Source organism: Vreelandella piezotolerans, assembly GCF_012427705.1.
GTDB classification, from domain to species: Bacteria; Pseudomonadota; Gammaproteobacteria; order Pseudomonadales; family Halomonadaceae; genus Vreelandella; species Vreelandella piezotolerans.
The window spans coordinates 1662515-1681581 of record NZ_CP048602.1 but is presented as its reverse complement, the minus strand read 5'-3'; the positions used below and the strand labels follow the sequence as shown (position 1 = coordinate 1681581).

Annotated in this window: 18 protein-coding genes; 1 reads left to right on the top strand and 17 read right to left on the bottom strand. The window is 59.2% G+C overall.

Going from position 1 to position 19067, the window contains the following annotated elements; all coding sequences use genetic code 11:
• From GYM47_RS07695 to GYM47_RS07685, 3 genes are all read right to left on the bottom strand, one after another.
• Nucleotides 1–1335 (bottom strand): MATE family efflux transporter, encoded by a 1335-nt coding sequence (locus GYM47_RS07695; protein ID WP_153843918.1) that lies wholly within the window; start codon nt 1333–1335, stop codon nt 1–3.
• A gap of 102 nt (nt 1336–1437) precedes the next feature.
• On the bottom strand, nt 1438–2022 hold the full coding sequence (locus GYM47_RS07690; protein WP_153843897.1) for a YceI family protein: 585 nt from the start codon (nt 2020–2022) through the stop codon (nt 1438–1440).
• 85 nt (nt 2023–2107) lie between these two features.
• Nucleotides 2108–2665: a cytochrome b gene (locus GYM47_RS07685; protein WP_139528075.1), complete on the bottom strand. Its 558-nt coding sequence runs from the start codon at nt 2663–2665 to the stop codon at nt 2108–2110.
• A gap of 331 nt (nt 2666–2996) precedes the next feature.
• Here GYM47_RS07685 and GYM47_RS07680 point away from each other — a divergent pair, with 331 nt between their 5' ends.
• Nucleotides 2997–3275, top strand: coding sequence for a hypothetical protein (locus GYM47_RS07680; protein ID WP_153843898.1), 279 nt, complete (start codon nt 2997–2999; stop codon nt 3273–3275).
• A 78-nt stretch (nt 3276–3353) separates the two neighbouring features.
• Here GYM47_RS07680 and GYM47_RS07675 read toward each other — a convergent pair whose 3' ends face one another.
• From GYM47_RS07675 to leuD, 14 genes are all read right to left on the bottom strand, one after another.
• Nucleotides 3354–4553, bottom strand: coding sequence for an O-succinylhomoserine sulfhydrylase (locus tag GYM47_RS07675; protein WP_153843899.1), 1200 nt, complete (start codon nt 4551–4553; stop codon nt 3354–3356).
• A gap of 106 nt (nt 4554–4659) precedes the next feature.
• Nucleotides 4660–6180, bottom strand: coding sequence for an amidophosphoribosyltransferase (gene purF / locus GYM47_RS07670; protein ID WP_139528078.1), 1521 nt, complete (start codon nt 6178–6180; stop codon nt 4660–4662).
• A gap of 110 nt (nt 6181–6290) precedes the next feature.
• The gene (locus GYM47_RS07665) at nt 6291–6881 is read right to left on the bottom strand and encodes a CvpA family protein (protein ID WP_153843900.1); all 591 of its coding nucleotides are present in this window, start codon (nt 6879–6881) and stop codon (nt 6291–6293) included.
• Nucleotides 6882–6883: 2 nt separating this feature from the next.
• A complete protein-coding gene (locus tag GYM47_RS07660; protein ID WP_153843901.1) occupies nt 6884–7579 on the bottom strand; it encodes an SPOR domain-containing protein in 696 nt (231 codons plus the stop codon).
• Nucleotides 7580–7596: 17 nt separating this feature from the next.
• The gene (folC, locus tag GYM47_RS07655) at nt 7597–8889 is read right to left on the bottom strand and encodes a bifunctional tetrahydrofolate synthase/dihydrofolate synthase (RefSeq protein ID WP_153843902.1); all 1293 of its coding nucleotides are present in this window, start codon (nt 8887–8889) and stop codon (nt 7597–7599) included.
• Nucleotides 8882–9892: an acetyl-CoA carboxylase, carboxyltransferase subunit beta gene (accD, locus tag GYM47_RS07650; protein WP_139528082.1), complete on the bottom strand. Its 1011-nt coding sequence runs from the start codon at nt 9890–9892 to the stop codon at nt 8882–8884. Before accD ends, folC begins: the two co-directional genes overlap by 8 nt.
• Before the next feature lie 91 nt (nt 9893–9983).
• Nucleotides 9984–10787 carry a tryptophan synthase subunit alpha gene (gene trpA, locus GYM47_RS07645; protein ID WP_139528083.1) on the bottom strand — a complete coding sequence of 268 codons (804 nt, stop codon included), beginning with the start codon at nt 10785–10787 and terminating at the stop codon, nt 9984–9986.
• A gap of 8 nt (nt 10788–10795) precedes the next feature.
• On the bottom strand, nt 10796–12034 hold the full coding sequence (gene trpB, locus GYM47_RS07640; protein WP_153843903.1) for a tryptophan synthase subunit beta: 1239 nt from the start codon (nt 12032–12034) through the stop codon (nt 10796–10798).
• A 99-nt stretch (nt 12035–12133) separates the two neighbouring features.
• On the bottom strand, nt 12134–12769 hold the full coding sequence (locus tag GYM47_RS07635) for a phosphoribosylanthranilate isomerase (RefSeq protein WP_153843904.1): 636 nt from the start codon (nt 12767–12769) through the stop codon (nt 12134–12136).
• On the bottom strand, nt 12766–13704 hold the full coding sequence (gene truA, locus GYM47_RS07630) for a tRNA pseudouridine(38-40) synthase TruA (protein WP_153843905.1): 939 nt from the start codon (nt 13702–13704) through the stop codon (nt 12766–12768). Before truA ends, GYM47_RS07635 begins: the two co-directional genes overlap by 4 nt.
• A gap of 30 nt (nt 13705–13734) precedes the next feature.
• Nucleotides 13735–15771, bottom strand: a complete 2037-nt coding sequence (locus GYM47_RS07625) for a type IV pilus assembly protein FimV (RefSeq protein WP_153843906.1) — start codon at nt 15769–15771, stop codon at nt 13735–13737.
• A 255-nt stretch (nt 15772–16026) separates the two neighbouring features.
• Entirely contained in the window at nt 16027–17139 is a 1113-nt protein-coding gene (asd, locus tag GYM47_RS07620; protein WP_139528088.1) for an aspartate-semialdehyde dehydrogenase, read from the bottom strand.
• A 133-nt stretch (nt 17140–17272) separates the two neighbouring features.
• Entirely contained in the window at nt 17273–18358 is a 1086-nt protein-coding gene (leuB, locus tag GYM47_RS07615) for a 3-isopropylmalate dehydrogenase (protein WP_153843907.1), read from the bottom strand.
• A 59-nt stretch (nt 18359–18417) separates the two neighbouring features.
• The gene (gene leuD / locus GYM47_RS07610) at nt 18418–19065 is read right to left on the bottom strand and encodes a 3-isopropylmalate dehydratase small subunit (protein WP_153843908.1); all 648 of its coding nucleotides are present in this window, start codon (nt 19063–19065) and stop codon (nt 18418–18420) included.
• Nucleotides 19066–19067: the final 2 nt, after the last annotated feature.

Here is a 19067-nt window from a genome sequence, read left to right as displayed (position 1 = left end):
TCATTGCGAGGCTCCCGCCTGCCGATGCGGGCGGGAGAGAATACGCATCAACACCACCCATGCCGTCAATCCAGCCAGCAAATTGCCGATGGCTGCCCCCGCGGCTAGGCCCGTCCAGCCAAATAGCTGTGCCCCCAACCATAAACAGGGCAAGTAGCAGATGAACAGCCGCGCGCTCGACAGCAGCATGGCCCTTAGCGGCCAACCCAGCGCGTTACCCGCCGACACCACCAGCATGCACACTCCCAGTGCCGCGTAGCTGGGCAGCAGAAAACGAATCAGTAGCGCCAGCTCGTTTTGTACCTCGGGCGTTCCCGCTAGCGCCATCGCTACCCATGGCGATGCCAGTGCGAGCAGTGTGCCCAAGCTCAATTGCCACACTACGGCCACTTTCAACGCCAAACGCAGCAGCCGCTGGATTTGCCCCCAGTCGCCCGCACCGTAGCAGCGCCCCAACCAAGGAGGCAGCGACATCGTCATGGCCAGTATGACCATCAGCGACAGCGTTTCCAGACGGCTCGCCAACCCCCATGCCGCCACTTGGGTATCCCCTAGGCCCGCTACCGCGGCAATGGCCAGCATGGCGGCCAAAGGTGGCATCAACTGGCTAACCATGGCCGGTGCCGCAATGCCAATGAAAGGCCGCCAGGAGTGTGCCGCCTCCGTGCCAATGGCGTCGGTCGTGGCCCACTGGCGTCGATGCAGTTTGCGTCCCGTCAGCAGCAGCCCAACCGAAAATGCCACGGCGGTCGCCCACGCGGCTCCTGGTAGTCCCCAGCCTTCCCAACGGCCCACCCCAAAAATGAACAGTGGGTCCAGTGCTAGATTGATGAGACTACTGATGACCATCATTTTCCCAGGCATACGGGTATCGCCATGGGCGCGAAAGACGCTGTACATGAAGTAAAGCACGGCTCCTAACCAAGCCGCCAAAAGCTGAGGCCCCCAGTAGGCCCGAATGTAGCTCAATGCCGTGTCATCTGCCCCCAGCATTCGAAACAGCGGCACTTCCAGCCACCACAGTATCAGAGCAAGTAGCGCAATCACGGCACCTCCAGCCATCAGCACTAGGCAGGAGAGCCGCTTGGCTCTCGCCTGCTGCTCAGCGCCCAATGCTCTAGAGATCAGTGCGGCAATGGCAATGCCCATGCCCACCTGAATACCGATGATCAGAAACGAAAGCGGAAAGGTAAACGATTGCGCCGCCAGCGGCGCAGTGCCCAGGCGTGCGATGAACGCACTATCCACAAGCTGAAAACCCAATAGCGCCAGCACCCCAATGGCCATTGGCCAGGTCTGCCGCCATAGGGTTATCGCCAGCTCGCGTTGTTGCATCACTGCTGCCAAAAACGGACTCCTAAATGTCAGAAAATGGAAAGGCTAAACGCAAAAAACGCCACCACCCGCAAGGGTGGCGGCGTTCTTGAACGGTATCGCTTACTGGCGAATACCTTCGAACGTTACATAAAGTTCGACGTCATGCATGGCTTCCGGGAAATCGCTCATGTCGATGCCGAAATCGCCCAGAGTCAGCATGGTGCTACCCTCGAAGCCTGCGCGGTAGTTACCCCACGGGTCTTCACCTTCTCCCATCAGCGTGACCGGCATTTCGATCTCTTGCGTCTCGCCGTGCAGTGTCAGCTCACCGGTGACGACACCCTCGTTGTCACCGGTGGGTTCGAAGCCGGTCGATGTGAAGGTCGCCGTGGGGTATTCGCTGGCGTTGAGGAAGTCACCGCTTAGAATATGACGGTCGCGTTCGGCATGGTTACTATTCAGGCTGTTTACCTGCACTTCCATCTCGACGGAGGAGGATGCTAGATCGTCGGCGTCGTAGGAGAACTGACCATCGAACTCTTCAAAACTACCCAGAATGTAGGAGAAACCCAGGTGGTTGATTTTAAATTGTACAAAGGCGTGCTGGCCTTCGGTGTCAATTTGATAATCGGCGGCCTGCGCTTGGCTCAGTGGAACCAGTGCTGCTGCCGCTACCGCTGCTGCCATTACGCTTTTCTTCATCATAACGTCCATCTCCTCTCTTTCCTTATGGGCACTATCGGAGCCACGTTCGAGAACTCCAACAGCGTTCAAAAAAATGGTCATCCCATCACAAATTCGTCTTGCTGTAGCGCGGGCTCATCATCCGTTTTAGCGTTGCATGGCGATAGCGGTAGTGATGTATCAACGCTATCAGGGCGTGGCCGCCAGCCAACACCATTAATGCCAGCGCGCTGTACCAATGTACGTCTCCCGCCAGACTTGCTTGGTTGGGCAAGTCATACAGCACAGCAGGTACTTCAAACCAACCAAACACACTGATTCCACGGCCGTTAGCGGTGGAAATCAAATAGCCGCTAGTCAACACCAGTAATAACAGCACGTAGAGTGCTATATGGCCAAGGTGCGCAGCCATTCGCTCGAGGCGATTCCCTTCTGCTGCAGGGGTCGGCTGTATACAGCGCCATACCAGCCGTCCAGCGGTAGCCAGAAGTAGCAAAATACCTATCGAACGATGAATCCAGGGAGCTTGGTTATACCAGGGATCGTAGTAACCCAATCCCGTCATCCACCACCCTAAAATGAACAACCCTACGATCGCCAGGGCGCTCAACCAGTGAAAAAGAATACTAATGACACCCCAACCGCTGCGCGTGTTCCGCAACATCCTTGATCCCCCGTGTAAAACTGCTCGCATGTCGCTCTTATCTTATGTGTCAAGAGCATACCGTTTCACCGCTAAAAACTCTGCTGAAAAAAGCAGAATACTTCGTTCGTAAAAACCATTGCTTACGCCGCTAATGATCTAGCCCTCTAGTCATGCGCAGCCAGCGACATACCCCAACCGAACACGTTAGACGAAAGTTTAAAAATTCGAACAAATCATGCAATTTTAATCAATTTTACTATTTGTTTAGTGCGCTTATTATTAGCGCACGTCCTGACGCACAACGTCACAGCGACCAAAACGACTTTATTATCCATAGAGAGTATGACAGATGAAAAAATTGACCCTTATTTCCGCCATCGCCGTTGCATTGTCGTCCACCGCCGCGTTCGCCGAGCAAGGCTCCGCAGAGTTTAACGAAATCGTCCACGCCAGCTCTTCGGCTAATCACAGTGTCGAGAACGTTAACATGACGCCTGCAGACTTGACGCTCGTGAACGGTGACGCTGCCAAGAATCGCGTGGCTGAGCCCAGCTCGGAAGCGCATGCCTCTAACGACCGCGACAGCCAAATCGCGCAATCTGACTTGCCGCACCGCAATGCCTCATAAGCCTGCGCGCAACGATCGTTAGAGCAACAAAAAACCCACCGCAAGGTGGGTTTTTTGTGAGTTTCCGATGTCATAGACTTAGCGAGCTACTAGCGCATCCAAGCCACGCGCCAAATCGCGCTGTATGTCCTCTTGGCTTTCGAGCCCCACCGCGACACGAATCAGCCCAGGCGCGATGCCAGCGGCCTCTTTTTGTGCCTCGGAGAGACGGCCATGGGTCGTGGTCGCTGGGTGAGTGATAGTGGTTTTCACATCCCCCAGATTACCCGTGATGGAGAGCATACGCGTGGCATCGATGACCTGCCACGCCCCCTCTTGCCCTCCCTTCACTTCAAAGCCGAGCACTGCACCAAAACCTTGCTGCTGCTGTTTCGCCAGCGCATGCTGCGGGTGGGCTTCCAAACCGCTGTAATAAACGCGATTCACCGCCGGGTGCTGGTCGAGCCAACGCGCCAGCGTCAGGGCATTGTCGCAGTGTGCCTTCATGCGCAGCGAGAGTGTTTCCAATCCCTTTGTGAATATCCACGCGTTGAACGGGCTCATGCACGGCCCGCAGGTGCGCACGACGCCAAAGACCTCTTCCAATACGTCATGCTTCCCCACGACCGCACCACCGACTGCGCGGCCTTGTCCGTCCAAGTACTTGGTCGCGGAGTGAATGACCAAATCGGCGCCTAGCGCGATGGGCTTTTGCAACGCGGGCGTCAAAAAGCAGTTATCGATCGCCAATAGCGCACCGCTTCGCTTGGCAAGCGCTGCCAGGGCCGGAATATCGGCCACTTCGGAAAGTGGATTGGAGGGCGTTTCGGCAAACATCAGCTTGGTCGCGGGGCTGATCGCCGCTTCCCACGCGGTCAAATTGGACAGCTCGACATAGCGGGTGGTGATACCGAACTTGCCCAAATATTTATCGAACAGACTGACCGTGGAGCCAAACAGCGAGCGAGATGCAACGATTTCATCCCCCGCCGATAGCAGCGCCAGCGCCGTCGAGAGAATCGCCGACATTCCCGAGCTGGTGGCCACACAGCGCTCGCCGCCCTCGAGCGCCGCTAACCGGCGCTCGAAGGTGTGAACGGTCGGATTGGTGAAGCGCGAATACACATTACCGGGCTCTTTGCCACCAAACTTGCGTGCTGCCTCGGCCGCGCTCTCATACACGAAGCTCGACGTCGGGAATATCGGCTCAGCGTGTTCTTGCTCGAACGTGCGGTGATGCCCCGCGCGAATAGCGAGCGTTTCGAGCGACCACTCATCTTGGTGGTTATCGTCGTGCATGGCAGAGCCCCTTATTCCAACCGCTGTATCGTAACGCTGCACACATCGTGTGCACATCAACCAAACCGAATGCCTACGATGACCTCGTCACCGCAGAGCATCACGCTCAATCGTCCAGATCATCGTCTTGATTATGCATATCGACCAGCGCGTGGTCACCCGCGCTCTGATCTTTCGCCGCATCATTCCGGCTCGCCTCCAAAACGGCCAGATAGGCATCGTCGATGTCGCCGGTCACGTAGTTACCATCGAACACCGAGCAGTCGAAGGCTTCCATATCAGGATTCACTTCACGGCAGGCGTCTTTCAAATCTTCCAGATCTTGATAGAAAATGCGGTCCGCACCAATCAACTGGCCGACTTCGTCCTCGGTACGCCCATGGGCGATGAGCTCGGTGGCCGCCGGCATATCGATCCCATAGACGTTGGGGTAGCGCACGGGCGGTGCTGCCGAAGCAAAGTAGACCTTGCGGGCCCCGGCATCGCGAGCCATCTGAATGATCTGTTTACAGGTGGTGCCTCGAACGATGGAGTCGTCCACCAGCAGTACGTTCTTGCCTTTGAACTCTACATCGATCGCGTTCAATTTTTGGCGCACCGACTTCTTGCGCTGGGTCTGCCCCGGCATGATGAAGGTACGGCCAATGTAGCGGTTCTTCATGAAACCTTCTCGGTAGGTCACGCCGAGATGCTGCGCCATTTCGAGTGCCGAGGTCCGCGAGGTATCGGGAATCGGGATGACCACGTCGATATCGTGGTCCGGCCATTCGTTCAGAATGCGGTCGCCCAGCTTGCGCCCCATCTGCATGCGTGTGCCATACACGTAGGCGCCGTCCAGAATCGAGTCGGGGCGCGCGAGGTAGACGTGTTCGAAAATGCACGAGCGAAGCTGAGGGCGATCCGCGCAAACCTGAGTGTGCACCTGGCCTTGCATATCGACGAAAATCGCCTCACCAGGGGCCAGATCGCGCTCGAGCTCGAAGCCGCCAACGTCCAACGCCACGGATTCAGAGGCAATCATGACCTCCTGGCCATCGGCATTTTGGCGGGTACCGAAGACGACCGGACGGATGCCGTGGGGGTCGCGAAACGCCACCATGCCAAAGCCATTGATGATCGCGACCGCCGCGTAGCCGCCTTTGCAGCGCCGGTGCACTCTACGGACGGCATCGAAAATGTCTTCTGCTTCTAGATGCAGGCCCTGTTTGCCCAGCTCATGGGCAAACACGTTCAGCAGCACCTCGGAGTCAGAGCTGGTGTTGATGTGGCGAAGATCGGTCGAAAACAGCTCCTGCTTCAACTGCTCGGAGTTGGTCAGGTTACCGTTGTGCGCAAGCGCGATACCGTAGGGGGAGTTAACGTAGAAAGGCTGCGATTCGGCCTCGCTAGAAGAGCCAGCCGTGGGATAACGGACGTGCCCAATGCCCAGATTACCCTTCAGGCGTGCCATGTGGCGGGTATGGAAAACGTCACGAACTAAGCCGTTACTCTTGCGCAGTAAGAAGCGTCCCTCGCTCCAAGTCATCATGCCGGCAGCGTCCTGGCCCCGATGCTGAAGTACGGTCAGGGCATCGTAGATTCCCTGATTTACCGCCTGCTTGGCCAGAAGGCCCACTATACCGCACATTCCTGTTACCTCGCTTTGATACCATGGCTTACGGACGCAAGCCCGACGTTCATCTAACGGATAAACACTGGCACCGCCCATAGCGCCAGTGAAGAGAATTCAAACACCCTTTATAGCGCGCCCGAGCCTTCGTCCGCCGACCCAGTTGACGGGAGCGTTGGCTGCGGGCGACGCAGCTCGGGTAGCGAAATATCGCGCAGCGACTCGGGAGGCGTGGGCAGTTCGCGCTCCCACTGGTCGAGCTGACTGACCGCCCAATCGCGCAGCTCGACGAACGTGGGCCTCAACGAAGCCTGCTGCCACGCTTGTAACTCTGCCAGGGGCGTCAACGTGATCAACACGGTGGCCACCAGCAGAATCACTGCCCCTCGGGCAACACCGAACGCGGCCCCTGCAAAACGATTCAGTAGGCCCATGCCTACCCACTCGACGGCCGCGTGCACCACGCGGATGACGATGCCACATAATAGGATGACGGCAAAAATCACCAGCACGAACGCCAACACTAAACGGGCATCGAAACTATCGATAAAGCCGCTCATTAGCTCGGCCACCGGCTCAGCCAGCACGCGCGCCACCATCAGCGCCACTACCCAGGCCGCCAAACCCAACGATTCACGTACGAAGCCACGCACGAACCCCGCCAGCATGGATAGCGCAAGAACCGCTAGAAACAGAGCATCGATCCAAGTCAAAGCCATGGTCAATCTCTTACTCGCACGAGCAGACCTTGAACATTGATTCGCTGCTTGATGAGCGCCATGGCTTCTTCACCATCTTCGGAGGTGGCGTAAGGACCCACGAGAACCGTGGTCAGGTTATTGTCACGCGCGCGCTGAAAGACACGAAAGCCTTCCCCACTGAGCTGATCACTAATACGTTGCGCGTTCGCGGTATTACCAAAACTACCCACCTGAACGGCCCACTCACCCTGCTGCTGGGCAGCCGGACCCGAAGAAGCGCTACGGGTGTTACCGTTGCTGCTATTTCGGCTCTCGTTGGCAGCCACCAAAGCGGCGATGGGATCCTCTTGCGGTGGAGAGGCTGGTTCTGGCGCTGATGAAGAGGACGCCGGTTCGGACGTCCCCGGATTCGTCGACGAGGTTTCGGCGCGAACGACTTGATCGGTTTGCGGTGCACGAGGCATCTCGTCGATGGGCTCTTCGAGCGCTTCATCCGTTTCAACGGGTTCGGAGGGAGCGGGCGTCGCGATGGATTCGGGCATTTGTGGTGCGGGTACCTCTTGGCGAGCGACGTCCACGGGCTGCTCGATGACGAAGGTCGGCTGAGGGCGCTCTTCCCGAGGGGCAGGGTCACTCATCAACCAAGGGACGACAATCGCCAGTAGCGCCAGCAGTATCACGATGCCACTAATGCGTTCCGTTTTACCGTATTTCATATCCCTCTCCATCGAGCTTAACGCGCTGACAGCATGGCTTGCGGCAGCGGCATGGCCAATAACTCAGCCACCGTGAAGAAAGAGCCAGTGGCTAGCACGCGGTCTTCTGGGGCGAGCTGCTTGGCAAGCTTGGCAGCTCCCGCCGCGGGGGAGTCGGCGCAATCATACACGTGTCCGCCCAGCGACGTAATACGTTCGGCTAACTCCGCCGCCGTACGGCCACGCTCCCCGGCAAGAGTCACACACACCCAATCGGTCACTCGGGGTAACAGCGCTTGGATGACCCCGTCGGCATCCTTATCGTTCAGCATGCCAATCAGGGCCCACTGGCGGCCGCGCTTAGGGGGTGACGGTAAGCGGCGAGCAACGTACTGAGCGGCGTGAGGGTTATGGCCCACATCCAAACACCACTGCCCTACCCACTGCATCCGTCCAGACAGCGTGACCGTCCGGAGCGCTTTGCGTACGGTATCGACGTGCAGCGTGACCCCCGCCAGTGTCAACGCCTGCAGTGCCGTGGCTGCATTGTCGATCGGAAGCCCAGGATCCGGCAGACCGTCCAACGAAAGCGTCCCACCATCGGTGGCCAAACCGTGCCAACACCAGGGCGCCCCAGCAACGTCACCTGCGCTATGGCTAAACGCCGCCCCTAATACGTAGCTTTGAGCAGCGATGGCAATCGCCGAGTCGAGCACGCTCGCGGGCAGAGACTGACTACCCAGCACTGCGGGTTTGAGCGGCCGAAAGATCCCGGCCTTTTCGCGGCCAATTTGCTCGATATCCGTGCCGAGAAAGTTGGCGTGATCCAGCGCAATGGTCGTAACGATTGCCACGTCTGCATCGATGATGTTCACCGCATCCAAACGTCCACCCAAGCCAACTTCCAGCAAGGCCAAGTCCAAATCGGCCTGGGCTAAACACCACAGCGCACAAAGCGTGCCTGCTTCGAAATAGGTCAGGCTGACGGCAGGCGCTTGAAGACGCGCGACTTCAACCTGCTGAAAACCTTCGACCAAGCGTTTATCGCTGGCTTCACGACCGTCGACGGTCACGCGCTCGTTGTAACGTAATAGATGGGGAGAGGTATAAGTCCCCGTACGCAAGCCGTGGCCACGTGCCAACGCATCGATCATGGCAAGCGTCGATCCCTTGCCGTTGGTGCCTGCCACGGTGATGGTTCGCTTGGCGATGGGGCGATCCAACAGCCCCATACGTTCGGCGACCAGCGACACCCGATCAAGCCCCATATCGATCCCAACGGGATGCAGGGATTCCAGGTAATCAAGCCACTCCGCTAACGTATTAGGCATTGCGTGACGCGTCATCGCTCGATGCAGGACGCGCCTCTGCATTACCCGTGCTTTTGGCAGGTGCTTCAGCAGCATCGGCCAACTGCTCTTCATTCACGACCGGCTCTACCACCTCGGCGTCTGACGATTCATCGTTTACCGGGCGAGCGCTTTGATGCGTGAGCTTACGCAGTACGCCGCCTACCCGTGCGCGCATGTCGTGGCGGTGAACGATCATGTCGACCGTACCGTGCTCCAGCAAGAATTCGCTGCGCTGGAAGCCTTCCGGCAACGTCTCTCGTACGGTCTGTTCGATCACTCGGGGGCCCGCAAAACCGATCAGCGCATTCGGCTCGGCGATGTTCAAGTCGCCCAGCATCGCCAAAGAGGCCGATACGCCGCCAAATACAGGATCGGTCAATACCGAAATATAGGGAACGCCCGCCTGCTTGAGCTTCTCGAGGGCTGCTGACGTTTTTGCCATCTGCATCAGCGAGAACAGCGCTTCTTGCATCCGTGCACCGCCCGATGCGGCAAAGCAGACCAGTGGAATGCCCTCTTCGAGGGCGATGGTCGCCGCGCGAACGAATTTCTCGCCCACCACGGCACCCATGGAGCCGCCCATGAAAGTGAACTCGAATGCCACGGCAACGATCGGCAAACCTTCCAGCTCGCCACGCATCGCGACCAGCGCATCTTTCTCGCCGGTCTCTTTTTGCGCAGCGGTCAGACGGTCTTTGTACTTCTTGGAATCGCGGAATTTCAGGCGGTCGTTCGGCTCGATCTCTGCCGCGATCTCTTCGCGCCCCTGTTTATCCAGGAACCAGTCCAAGCGTTTGCGCGCCGTCAAGCGTAGGTGGTGCTCACACTTGGGGCAGACGCTGTGATGCTTCTCTAGCTCAGGTAGGTAGAGAACCGCTTCACACTTGGGACATTTACGCCAGAGGCCGTCGGGCACGCTGGCACGACGGTCTTTACGCTGGATACGCCCCATGGAGGGCACGATCTTGTCTAACCAGCTCATATCAAAAAGGCTTCCGTGTACGTCAAGGCTTGGCCACGCCAAGCCTGATGAGTGTCGTCAATCGATTCAGTGTAGACGATGAGGAACGCGCTTAGGCGTCCATGGCGGTGCGCATGTCTGCTAGCACGCTTTTCAATTGCCCGGCAATCGTTTCAGGCGCATCGACGCTATCGGCAATACGGTTCACCAATGCACTGCCTACGATGACACCGTCGGCGACTTTTGCCACTTCGGCAGCCGTCACACCATCGCGAATACCAAACCCGACGCAAAGCGGTAGATCGGTCATATCGCGCAATGGTGCAAGGTGCTCGGCCACGTCTTCAGCGTTCAACGTAGCCGCACCGGTGACGCCTTTCAGCGAAACATAATAAAGGTAGCCCTCACCGTGGGCGCATATTGTAGCGGCACGGGCATGGGAAGTGGTAGGCGCAACCAAGAAAATCGCCGCCAAGTCACGTGCTTTCAACAGCGGGCCGAACTCATCGGCCTCTTCTGGCGGCATATCCACTACCAGGACGCCATCCACACCGACGCTTGCCGCTTTGTCGGCAAACACGTCATAGCCGATGCGCTCGATGGGGTTCAGATACCCCATCAAGACGATGGGGGTGGTGGTATCGGTTTGACGAAACTCGGCCACCATCTCCAGCAGGTCCACCAAGCGAGTGCCCTGTTTTAGCGCCCGCTCGCAGGCTTTCTGAATCACCGGGCCATCGGCCATGGGGTCAGAAAACGGCACGCCCAGCTCGATCACATCGGCCCCTGCTTCCACCAGGGCATGCATGAAGCCCACGGTGTATTGCGGTGCAGGGTCGCCTGCGGTGATGTAGGGAATGAGGGCTTTACGGCCCTGCTGTTTCAACTCTGCAAAACGCTGGTCAATACGATTCATGCTCGCCCTTAAAACTCGATGCCGTCGATTTTCGCCACGGTCATGATGTCTTTATCACCGCGACCCGAGAGATTCACCACGATATGCTGGTCTGGGCGCATGGTGGGCGCCAGCACCTTGGCATGGGCCAACGCATGGGCCGATTCCAGCGCGGGCATGATGCCCTCCATGTGGGTCAGCTCGCGGAACGCTTCCAGCACTTCTTTGTCGTTCGCAGCCACGTAGTTGACCCGGCCGACGTCTTTCCACAGCGAGTGCTCGGGGCCAACGCCGGGATAATCCAGGCCCGCCGAAATGGAGTGAGTGTCCGACACCTGCCCGCCCTCGTCGGACATCAGATAGGTTCGGTTACCGTGCAGTACGCCGCGTGGCGCATTCGAGGATAGCGGTGCAGCGTGACGCCCCGTCTCGACCCCATCGCCTCCGGCCTCCACGCCATACATCGCTACGGCGTCATCCTCGACGAACGGGTAGAACAGCCCCAGCGCATTGGAACCACCCCCAACACAGGCGATCAGCGCATCCGGCAAACGGCCAATCTGTTCTAGCGACTGACGGCGAGCTTCGCGACCTACCACGGCATTGAAGTCGCGCACGAGCTGCGGGTATGGGTGCGGGCCCGCCACGGTGCCGATGATGTAGAAGGTGTTATCGACGTTGGTGACCCAGTCGCGCAGGGCTTCGTTCATGGCGTCTTTCAGCGTCCGCGTGCCCGACTCTACCGGAATGACACGGGCACCCAGCAAGCGCATGCGGTAAACATTGAGCTTTTGACGCTGCACGTCTTCCGCCCCCATGTACACGTCACACTCCAACCCGAGTCGGGCGGCGACGGTGGCTGTCGCCACGCCGTGCTGGCCAGCGCCGGTTTCAGCAATTACCCGAGGCTTGCCGGTTTTTTTCGCCAGCAGCGCCTGACCGATGGTGTTGTTCACCTTGTGAGCACCAGTGTGATTGAGGTCTTCACGTTTCAACCAAATCTGTGCCCCGCCCAGCGAGTCAGACCAGCGCTTGGCATGATACAGCGGCGACGGACGGCCCACGTAGTAAGCCAAGTCACGATCGAATTCGGTTTGGAAATCCGGGTCGTCGCGCAGACTGAGGTAGATCTGCTCCAGTTCTTCCAGAGCAAAGCTAAGGGTTTCTGACACGAACCGGCCGCCGTAGGGGCCAAAATGACCGCGGGCATCCGGCATTCGGGTCAGGTCGCTGAACTTGGTTTCTGTTGCTGAGACAGTCACAGGCATACCTCACGAGATCGCCAGAAAAGGCAAATGAATGAATGGTGTCTGGCTCGCCCACGACCGGTGGGAAGCGCATCGAAAAGTGCGTGCGCGCAAGCACGTTTAGCGGATGTCAGCCTGCGCCACATGGCGAACGAAAGCGGCCATCGAGTCGGCCTCTTTCACGCCGGGAGATGCTTCGATACCGCCCGACACATCGACCGCATACGGCGCCACGTCGTTGACCGCCCTGGCAATATTATCGGCGGTCAGTCCACCCGCGAGAATAACAGGTTTTGCCAGGGTTGCGGGGATTCTAGACCAATCGAAGGTCTCACCAGTTCCACCTGGTACACCGGGTCGATAGGCATCCAACAGCAGCGCTTGGGCACCGCCATAGATCGTCGCGGCGTCGTGTAAATCAAGCCCATCGCGCATGCGTAACGCTTTGATCCAAGGCCGACCGAACTGCTCGCAGAACGCCGGTGACTCGTCGCCATGAAACTGGATCAAATCCAAGTGCGGCAGGCACTGCTCGATGAACTCTGCAGACTGATCGACGAAGAGTCCGACCCGCGTTACGAAGGCAGGCACCTGCGCCGCCAGCGTCGCCAGCGTTTCTGGCGTGACGCTCCGGCGGCTTTGCGGCCACATGACGAAGCCCAGCGCATCGACGCCAAGCGCTACCGCCCGGTCGATATCCGCCGGGCGCGTCAACCCACAGAACTTGATGCGCGTGCGCGTTACGCTAAGCGTCATGAAGATGTCTCCTGATGCTGCGGATGGGCCTGTTTGGAGAACGTGAGCCGCCGACGTGCGGCAACACGAGGGCTGTCGGGCAGCACCCGCTCGCCGGTCCACTCGCCGGTGAAGGCCAACAGGTTCGGCCCGATCGGCTCTTTGGGCAGCTCGAAACGCTCGTCATAGATGGAGTCGACGAAATGCAGGCCGCAAGCAGGCGCCGTGACATCGCCCTGGCGGCGGTTTTTCAGCGCCAGTAGGCGCGCAATATGGCCTTCGTCTTGGGCGCCGCGGCCCACGCTTGCCAGGGCACCGGCAATGTTGCGAATCATATGATGCAAAAAGGCATTGCCTTGAATGTCGATCACCACCAGCGGGCCGTAGCGCTTCACTTCCACGAAGTGCATCTGCCGCCAAGGGGTTTTCGATTGACACCCGGCGGCGCGAAAGCTGCTGAAGTCGTGCTCACCCACCAACGCTTGGGCCGCACGGTGCATAGCATCGGCATCCAACGGGTCTCGACACCAGGTCACGTTGGCGCGCTCTAGCACGGGTCGACTGATTTGGTTCAAGAAAATATAGCGATAGCGACGCGCCAGCGCGCCCAGACGGGAGTGGAAGTCATCGGATACCGGCTTCACCCAGCGTACCGCCACATCCCTGGGTAAATTGGTGTTGGCGCCAAAAATCCACGCTTTCTCAGTGCGCTGGACCGGGGGATCGAAGTGGATGACCTGGCGGGTGGCATGAACGCCGGAGTCGGTACGCCCACTGGCGTAAATATGCACCGGTGCACCGGCCACTTTGGCCAGCGCATCCTCGATGGCCTGCTGAACGGAGGCCGCGTGCTTGAGCCGCTGAAAGCCGCAAAAGCGAGAGCCATCGTACTCGACGCCCATCGCCAAGCGGCCCGCTAGCGGTTGTGTCTCATCAAAGTGGTAGAACAGCGTCATCGAGCCACGTCATTTGGAGAGTATTGAAGGTTAGCCATTATCCCGACGTCGCGGCTCGAATGCCACCTCTTCGATGTCCCACTCCTCTTCCGGCACACGGGGTGGCTGCGCCACGCGGCTCTCTTGCGACGACCTCGCGCCTGCTTGGTCGTCTGCCCCTTCCTCGCCGCCTGATGCCTCACGGGTCAGTGATGGCGGATGGTAATCGATGTAGTGCGCACGATCCTCGTCCTGTAACGGTGGCTCACCGCTCTCTTGCATGGACGCTTGCATGGGCGCACCAGACGACATCTGATCGACAGGCTCTGGGGTGTCTAGGAAAGCGGCTTCCAGCGCGGCCTCATCCTCCTCGGACACTGCCGTGAGAGGGGCGTCATCATACTGATCAGCCGCATATCGTAATTCGTCGCGCTCATCGACAGTGATAGTCTCGTCATCACTTGTCTCAGGGTAGGACGGTTCGCGGTATAACGGCTCATGATCGCTCGGCTCACGAGGCTGAGGCTCAAAATCCCCATGCTCCAAATGGTCAGGCGCCCGTTCGCCAGTGTGATGGCCGGGGCCATCGTCATCGGTTGCGACGCGCTCGTCAGGCCCGCCCGTTTCCTCCGACGCTGCTGATCCAGCGTGGCTCGACGGCACGGCGGAGTCGGTGCGCGGCGGCGTATAGAGGGAAGCCTCGGGCGGCACTGACGACGCCATCGGGGCCGCGTTGGCCGAAGAAGCCATCCCTGGCTCGGTACGCTTGGAGGGCGTGACATCGGCGTTGATACCCATGGGAGCGGGCGCATCCTCCCACTGCCGCTCACGGCGCTTACGTGACCAAATCAGCGCGCCCAGCAGCAGGGCCAAGGCCACGCTGGCGAGTGGCCACTGATATTGCTCCATCCGCTCGATGATGCTGGGGCTGGCAGAAGCGCCCGCGGGCGTATCCGCAGCAACGGGAGACGAGACCGCTTGAATATCGGGCGAGCTAGGCTCCGCTCCACGTGCTTCGGCCGCCGCCAGCGCTCGACGAGTCTCTTGTTGAGAGGCACTCAGCGCCTCCGTCAACGAGGCAACCTCCTGGCGCAGCGCGGCCATCTCAGCACGCATGGCTTCACGCTCATCGAGCAGAGTTTGCAACATGGCCTGGCTTTCTAGCAGTTGTTCGGCTAGATCGTTAAGGGTCAAGCCCGCCAGCTCGCCCTCTTGCACGGTCGCCACAGGTGCGCTGTCGGGCGAGCCAGTGTTGGGAGCGGAGGAGGCCGCCACCTCACTTGCCGTCTCAGCCGACGGCTGGGAGGCCGGGGCATTGTTTGAGGGCGGCACGGTAGAGGGCTCGGAAGACGACTGACGCATCGATTGAATCGCTTGCGCGGCCTGGGCAGGCGAGCGAGCCATCAATTGCTCTCGACTCGGCACGTTGAGTGTCTGGCCTGCACGCATGTCGTCGACGTTGCCGGTGGGGAATGCCGTCGGATTCGCATCCACCAGCGCCACCATCATCTGTTGGACGCTAACGTCTGCAGGCTTGATACGGGCCGCCACGCCCCAAAGCGTGTCACCGCTGGCCACATAGGCGATGTCACGGGCGGCGCTGCTGGGTCGAGAAGCGGCTACGGATGGCGGCGCAGACGAAGGTGCCGATGAGACCGCCGACGATGCTCCCGCTGCGGACGCGGTGCTGGCAGTATAGTTAGGCGGATCGAAGAGAAGCGTCAGGGCTTCCGTGCGCCGCCCTTCGGGCGTAATGAGGGTGACCAGCAGATCCAACCACGGCTCATTCACCGCTTGATCGGAACGCAGTACCAGCTGAGCGCCTGAGGGCAGGCGCTGAAGCTCGGTGCGCACGCTGGCCGCGAGCGGCGACCACTCCAAACCTAGCGCGCGGAAAGCGGAGGCATCGGCTATCTCGACGCGTACGTCGTCCAATACCACATCGCTGGCGTTCACGAGCGGCACGCTGGCATCTAACGGCGCCTGCAGCGTTGAGTTTACGGTGGCTTGCCCCAGCCCTACGGCCAAAGCCAACGGACTCACGACGCTCAGCGGCAGCCACAACAACCATGCCAGCTTTTTGTTCATCTCGGCCCCTACTGCCTTCCATTCCCTGGCTCCTGGCAAGCGTCATGCCTGTCCGCCACGAGCTATGTTAGTTCGTTCTTATCATAACGTATTTACCATGACGCTAGGTTCAACGCACCTTTTTGCATGAGCCGTTTTTATGAGCCCAGGAGTGAGAACGCGGCATACGACAAAAAAAAGGGAAGCTGCGAACAGCTTCCCTCTTGTGGTCTAGCGCTTTGTAGCGATGCAAGTGCAGCGCCGTTGCGCGGACACTTACTGCTCGCGCAAAATTTTCAGCATGCGCTTGAGCGGTTCAGCAGCGCCCCACAGCAGCTGGTCACCCACACTGAAGGCAGAGAGGTATTCACCGCCCATTTTCAGCTTGCGTAAACGACCAACCGGCACTTGCAGCGTACCCGTCGCCGCCGCAGGCGTCAGGCCCGCAATGGTGGCGTCTTTCTCGTTGGGGATGAGCTTGACCCACTCGTTATGCTTGGCGATGCGCTCTTCGATCTCATCCAGCGGCACGTCCTGCTTCAGCTTGATGGTGAACGCCTGGCTGTGCGAGCGCATGGCACCGATACGCACGCAAAGACCATCGATGGGGATCGGGTTGTTGTCGAGACCCAGGATCTTGTTGGTCTCGACGCTACCCTTCCACTCTTCGCGGCTTTGGCCGCTATCCAACTTGGTATCGATCCACGGCAGCAGGCTGCCCGCCAGCGGCGCAGCGAAGTTATCGGTGGGGAAGTCGCCACCGCGCATGGCAGCGGTCACTTTGCGGTCGATGTCCAGAATCGCGCTCGCCGGGTCGGCCAGCTCGCTGGAAACGCTGTCACGCAGTTGGCCCATCTGGTTGAGCAGCTCGCGCATGTGCTTGGCACCGGAGCCTGACGCCGCCTGATAGGTCATGGAGGTCATCCACTCGACCATATCGGCTTCGAACAGACCGCCCAACCCCATGAGCATCAGGCTCACGGTGCAGTTACCACCAACGAAGGTTTTCGCACCTTTGGCGAGCTGGTCGTTGATGACGTTGCGGTTCACCGGGTCGAGAACGATAGTGGCGTCATCGTCCATCCGCAGGGTGCTGGCGGCATCGATCCAGTAGCCTTTCCAGCCGTCGTTACGCAGGTCGCCGTAGACTTTCTTGGTGTAGTCACCGCCTTGACAGGTCACGATGACGTCTAGAGCTTTCAAGTCGTCCAGCGCAAACGCATCTTTCAGCGGAGGCACGTCCACGCCGATATCGGGACCCGGCTGGCCGACTTGAGAAGTGGTGAAAAAGATCGGTTCGATGCCGTTGAAATCACCCTCTTCCTGCATGCGCTGCATCAGCACCGAGCCAACCATGCCACGCCATCCCACGAAACCGACTTTCAACATGTGAAGTCCTCCAACAAAGAATGAGACCTATATTATACACACATATCAGACACGACGTCGGCCACCCCTAAGGGCGGCCGACGCGGTCTATTTACAAAGCAACGAGACGAATCAGTTAGTTAGCAAGCTCGCTTTATGCTTGATAACGCTCGAACGCCGCGAGTACGGCGTCACCCATCTCGGCTGTGGAAACGCGCTTCATGCCCTCGGAGGCGATATCGGCGGTGCGCAAGCCGTCGTCCAACACACTACCCACGGCGGCTTCGATCCGCTCGGCCATTGCCGTTTCATTGAGCGAGTAACGCAGCATCATCGCCACCGAGAGCATCATCGCCAGCGGATTGGCGACGTTCTGGCCCGCGATATCCGGCGCACTGCCGTGGCAAGGCTCGTACATGCCCTGCCCGCTCTCGTTGAGCGATGCAGAAGGCAGCATGCCGATGGAGCCGGTCAGCATGGCGGCGGCATCGGAGAGAATGTCGCCAAACATGTTGCCGGTCACCACCACATCGAACTGCTTCGGCGCGCGCACCAGCTGCATGGCAGCGTTGTCCACGTACATGTGGGACAGCTCGACGTCCGGATACTCCGGCGCCAGCCGCTCCATGACCTCACGCCACAGAATCGTCACTTCCAGCACGTTGGCCTTGTCCACCGAGCAGAGCTTCTTGCCGCGCTTCTGGGCCATCTCGAACGCGACGCGGCCAATGCGCTCGATTTCGCTTTCGGAGTAGACGTAGGTGTTGAAGCCCACGCGCTCACCGTTGCGCTCTTCGATACCGCGCGGCTGCCCGAAGTATATGCCGCCGGTCAGTTCCCGCACGATCATGATATCCAAGCCCGCCACCAGCTCCGGCTTCAGGCTGGAAGCGCTGGCTAGCTGCGGGTAGAGCATGGCCGGGCGAAGGTTGCCGAACAGACCGAGATTCTTACGCAGCCCCAGCAAGCCTTTTTCAGGGCGTTTGGAAAGGTCTTCGAGTTTATCCCACTTGGGGCCACCCACCGCACCCAGCAGAATGGCGCTGGCGGCTTTGGCTTTTTCCAGTGTTTCAGCGGGCAGCGGCTCACCGTGGACATCGTAAGCGGAACCGCCCACCAAGCCCTCTTCTACCTCGATATCCAAGCCCGACTCTTGGCAGGCTTTCAACAACCGCGCCGCCTGAGCCGCGATTTCCGGGCCGATGCCGTCACCGGGCAGCAGCAACACTTTATGAGTCATGCTCTATCCTTAGCACTTATAATTTAGATACTTATAGCCCACTACTCAGTGGGTGGACGCTAAGCAGGCTGGCGGAACAGCCACGGGCGCTGCTGACGGTGCTGCGCTTCAAAGCTGCGAATGGCGTCTTCGTCTTGCAAGGTGATGCCGATATCGTCCAAGCCGTTGAGCAAACAGTGCTTGCGGAACGCGTCCACCTCAAACTCCAGAATTTCGCCGCTGGGCGTGATCACCCGCTGGTGCTCAAGGTCGATATCTAACTGGTAACCCTCGTTGGCTTCTACTTCAGCAAACAGGCGATCCACTTCTTCTTCCGCCAGAGTGACCAGCAAAATGCCGTTCTTGAAGGCGTTATTGTAGAAAATGTCGGCAAAGCTGGGGGCAATCACCACCTTGAAGCCGAAATCTTCCAGCGCCCAAGGGGCGTGTTCGCGGGAACTACCGCAACCGAAGTTACGACGCGCCAGCAGTACCTCAGCGCCCTGGTAACGCGGCTGGTTCAATACGAAATCAGGATTCAGCGGGCGCTTCGAGCAATCCTGCCCCGGCTGGCCTTCATCCAGGTAGCGCAGCTCGTCAAACAGGTTGACGCCAAAGCCTGTGCGCTTGATGGACTTCAAAAACTGCTTGGGAATGATCAGGTCGGTATCGACATTAGCGCGATCCAACGGCGCGACCACGCCTTCAAAACGTTCGAACTTTTTCATGG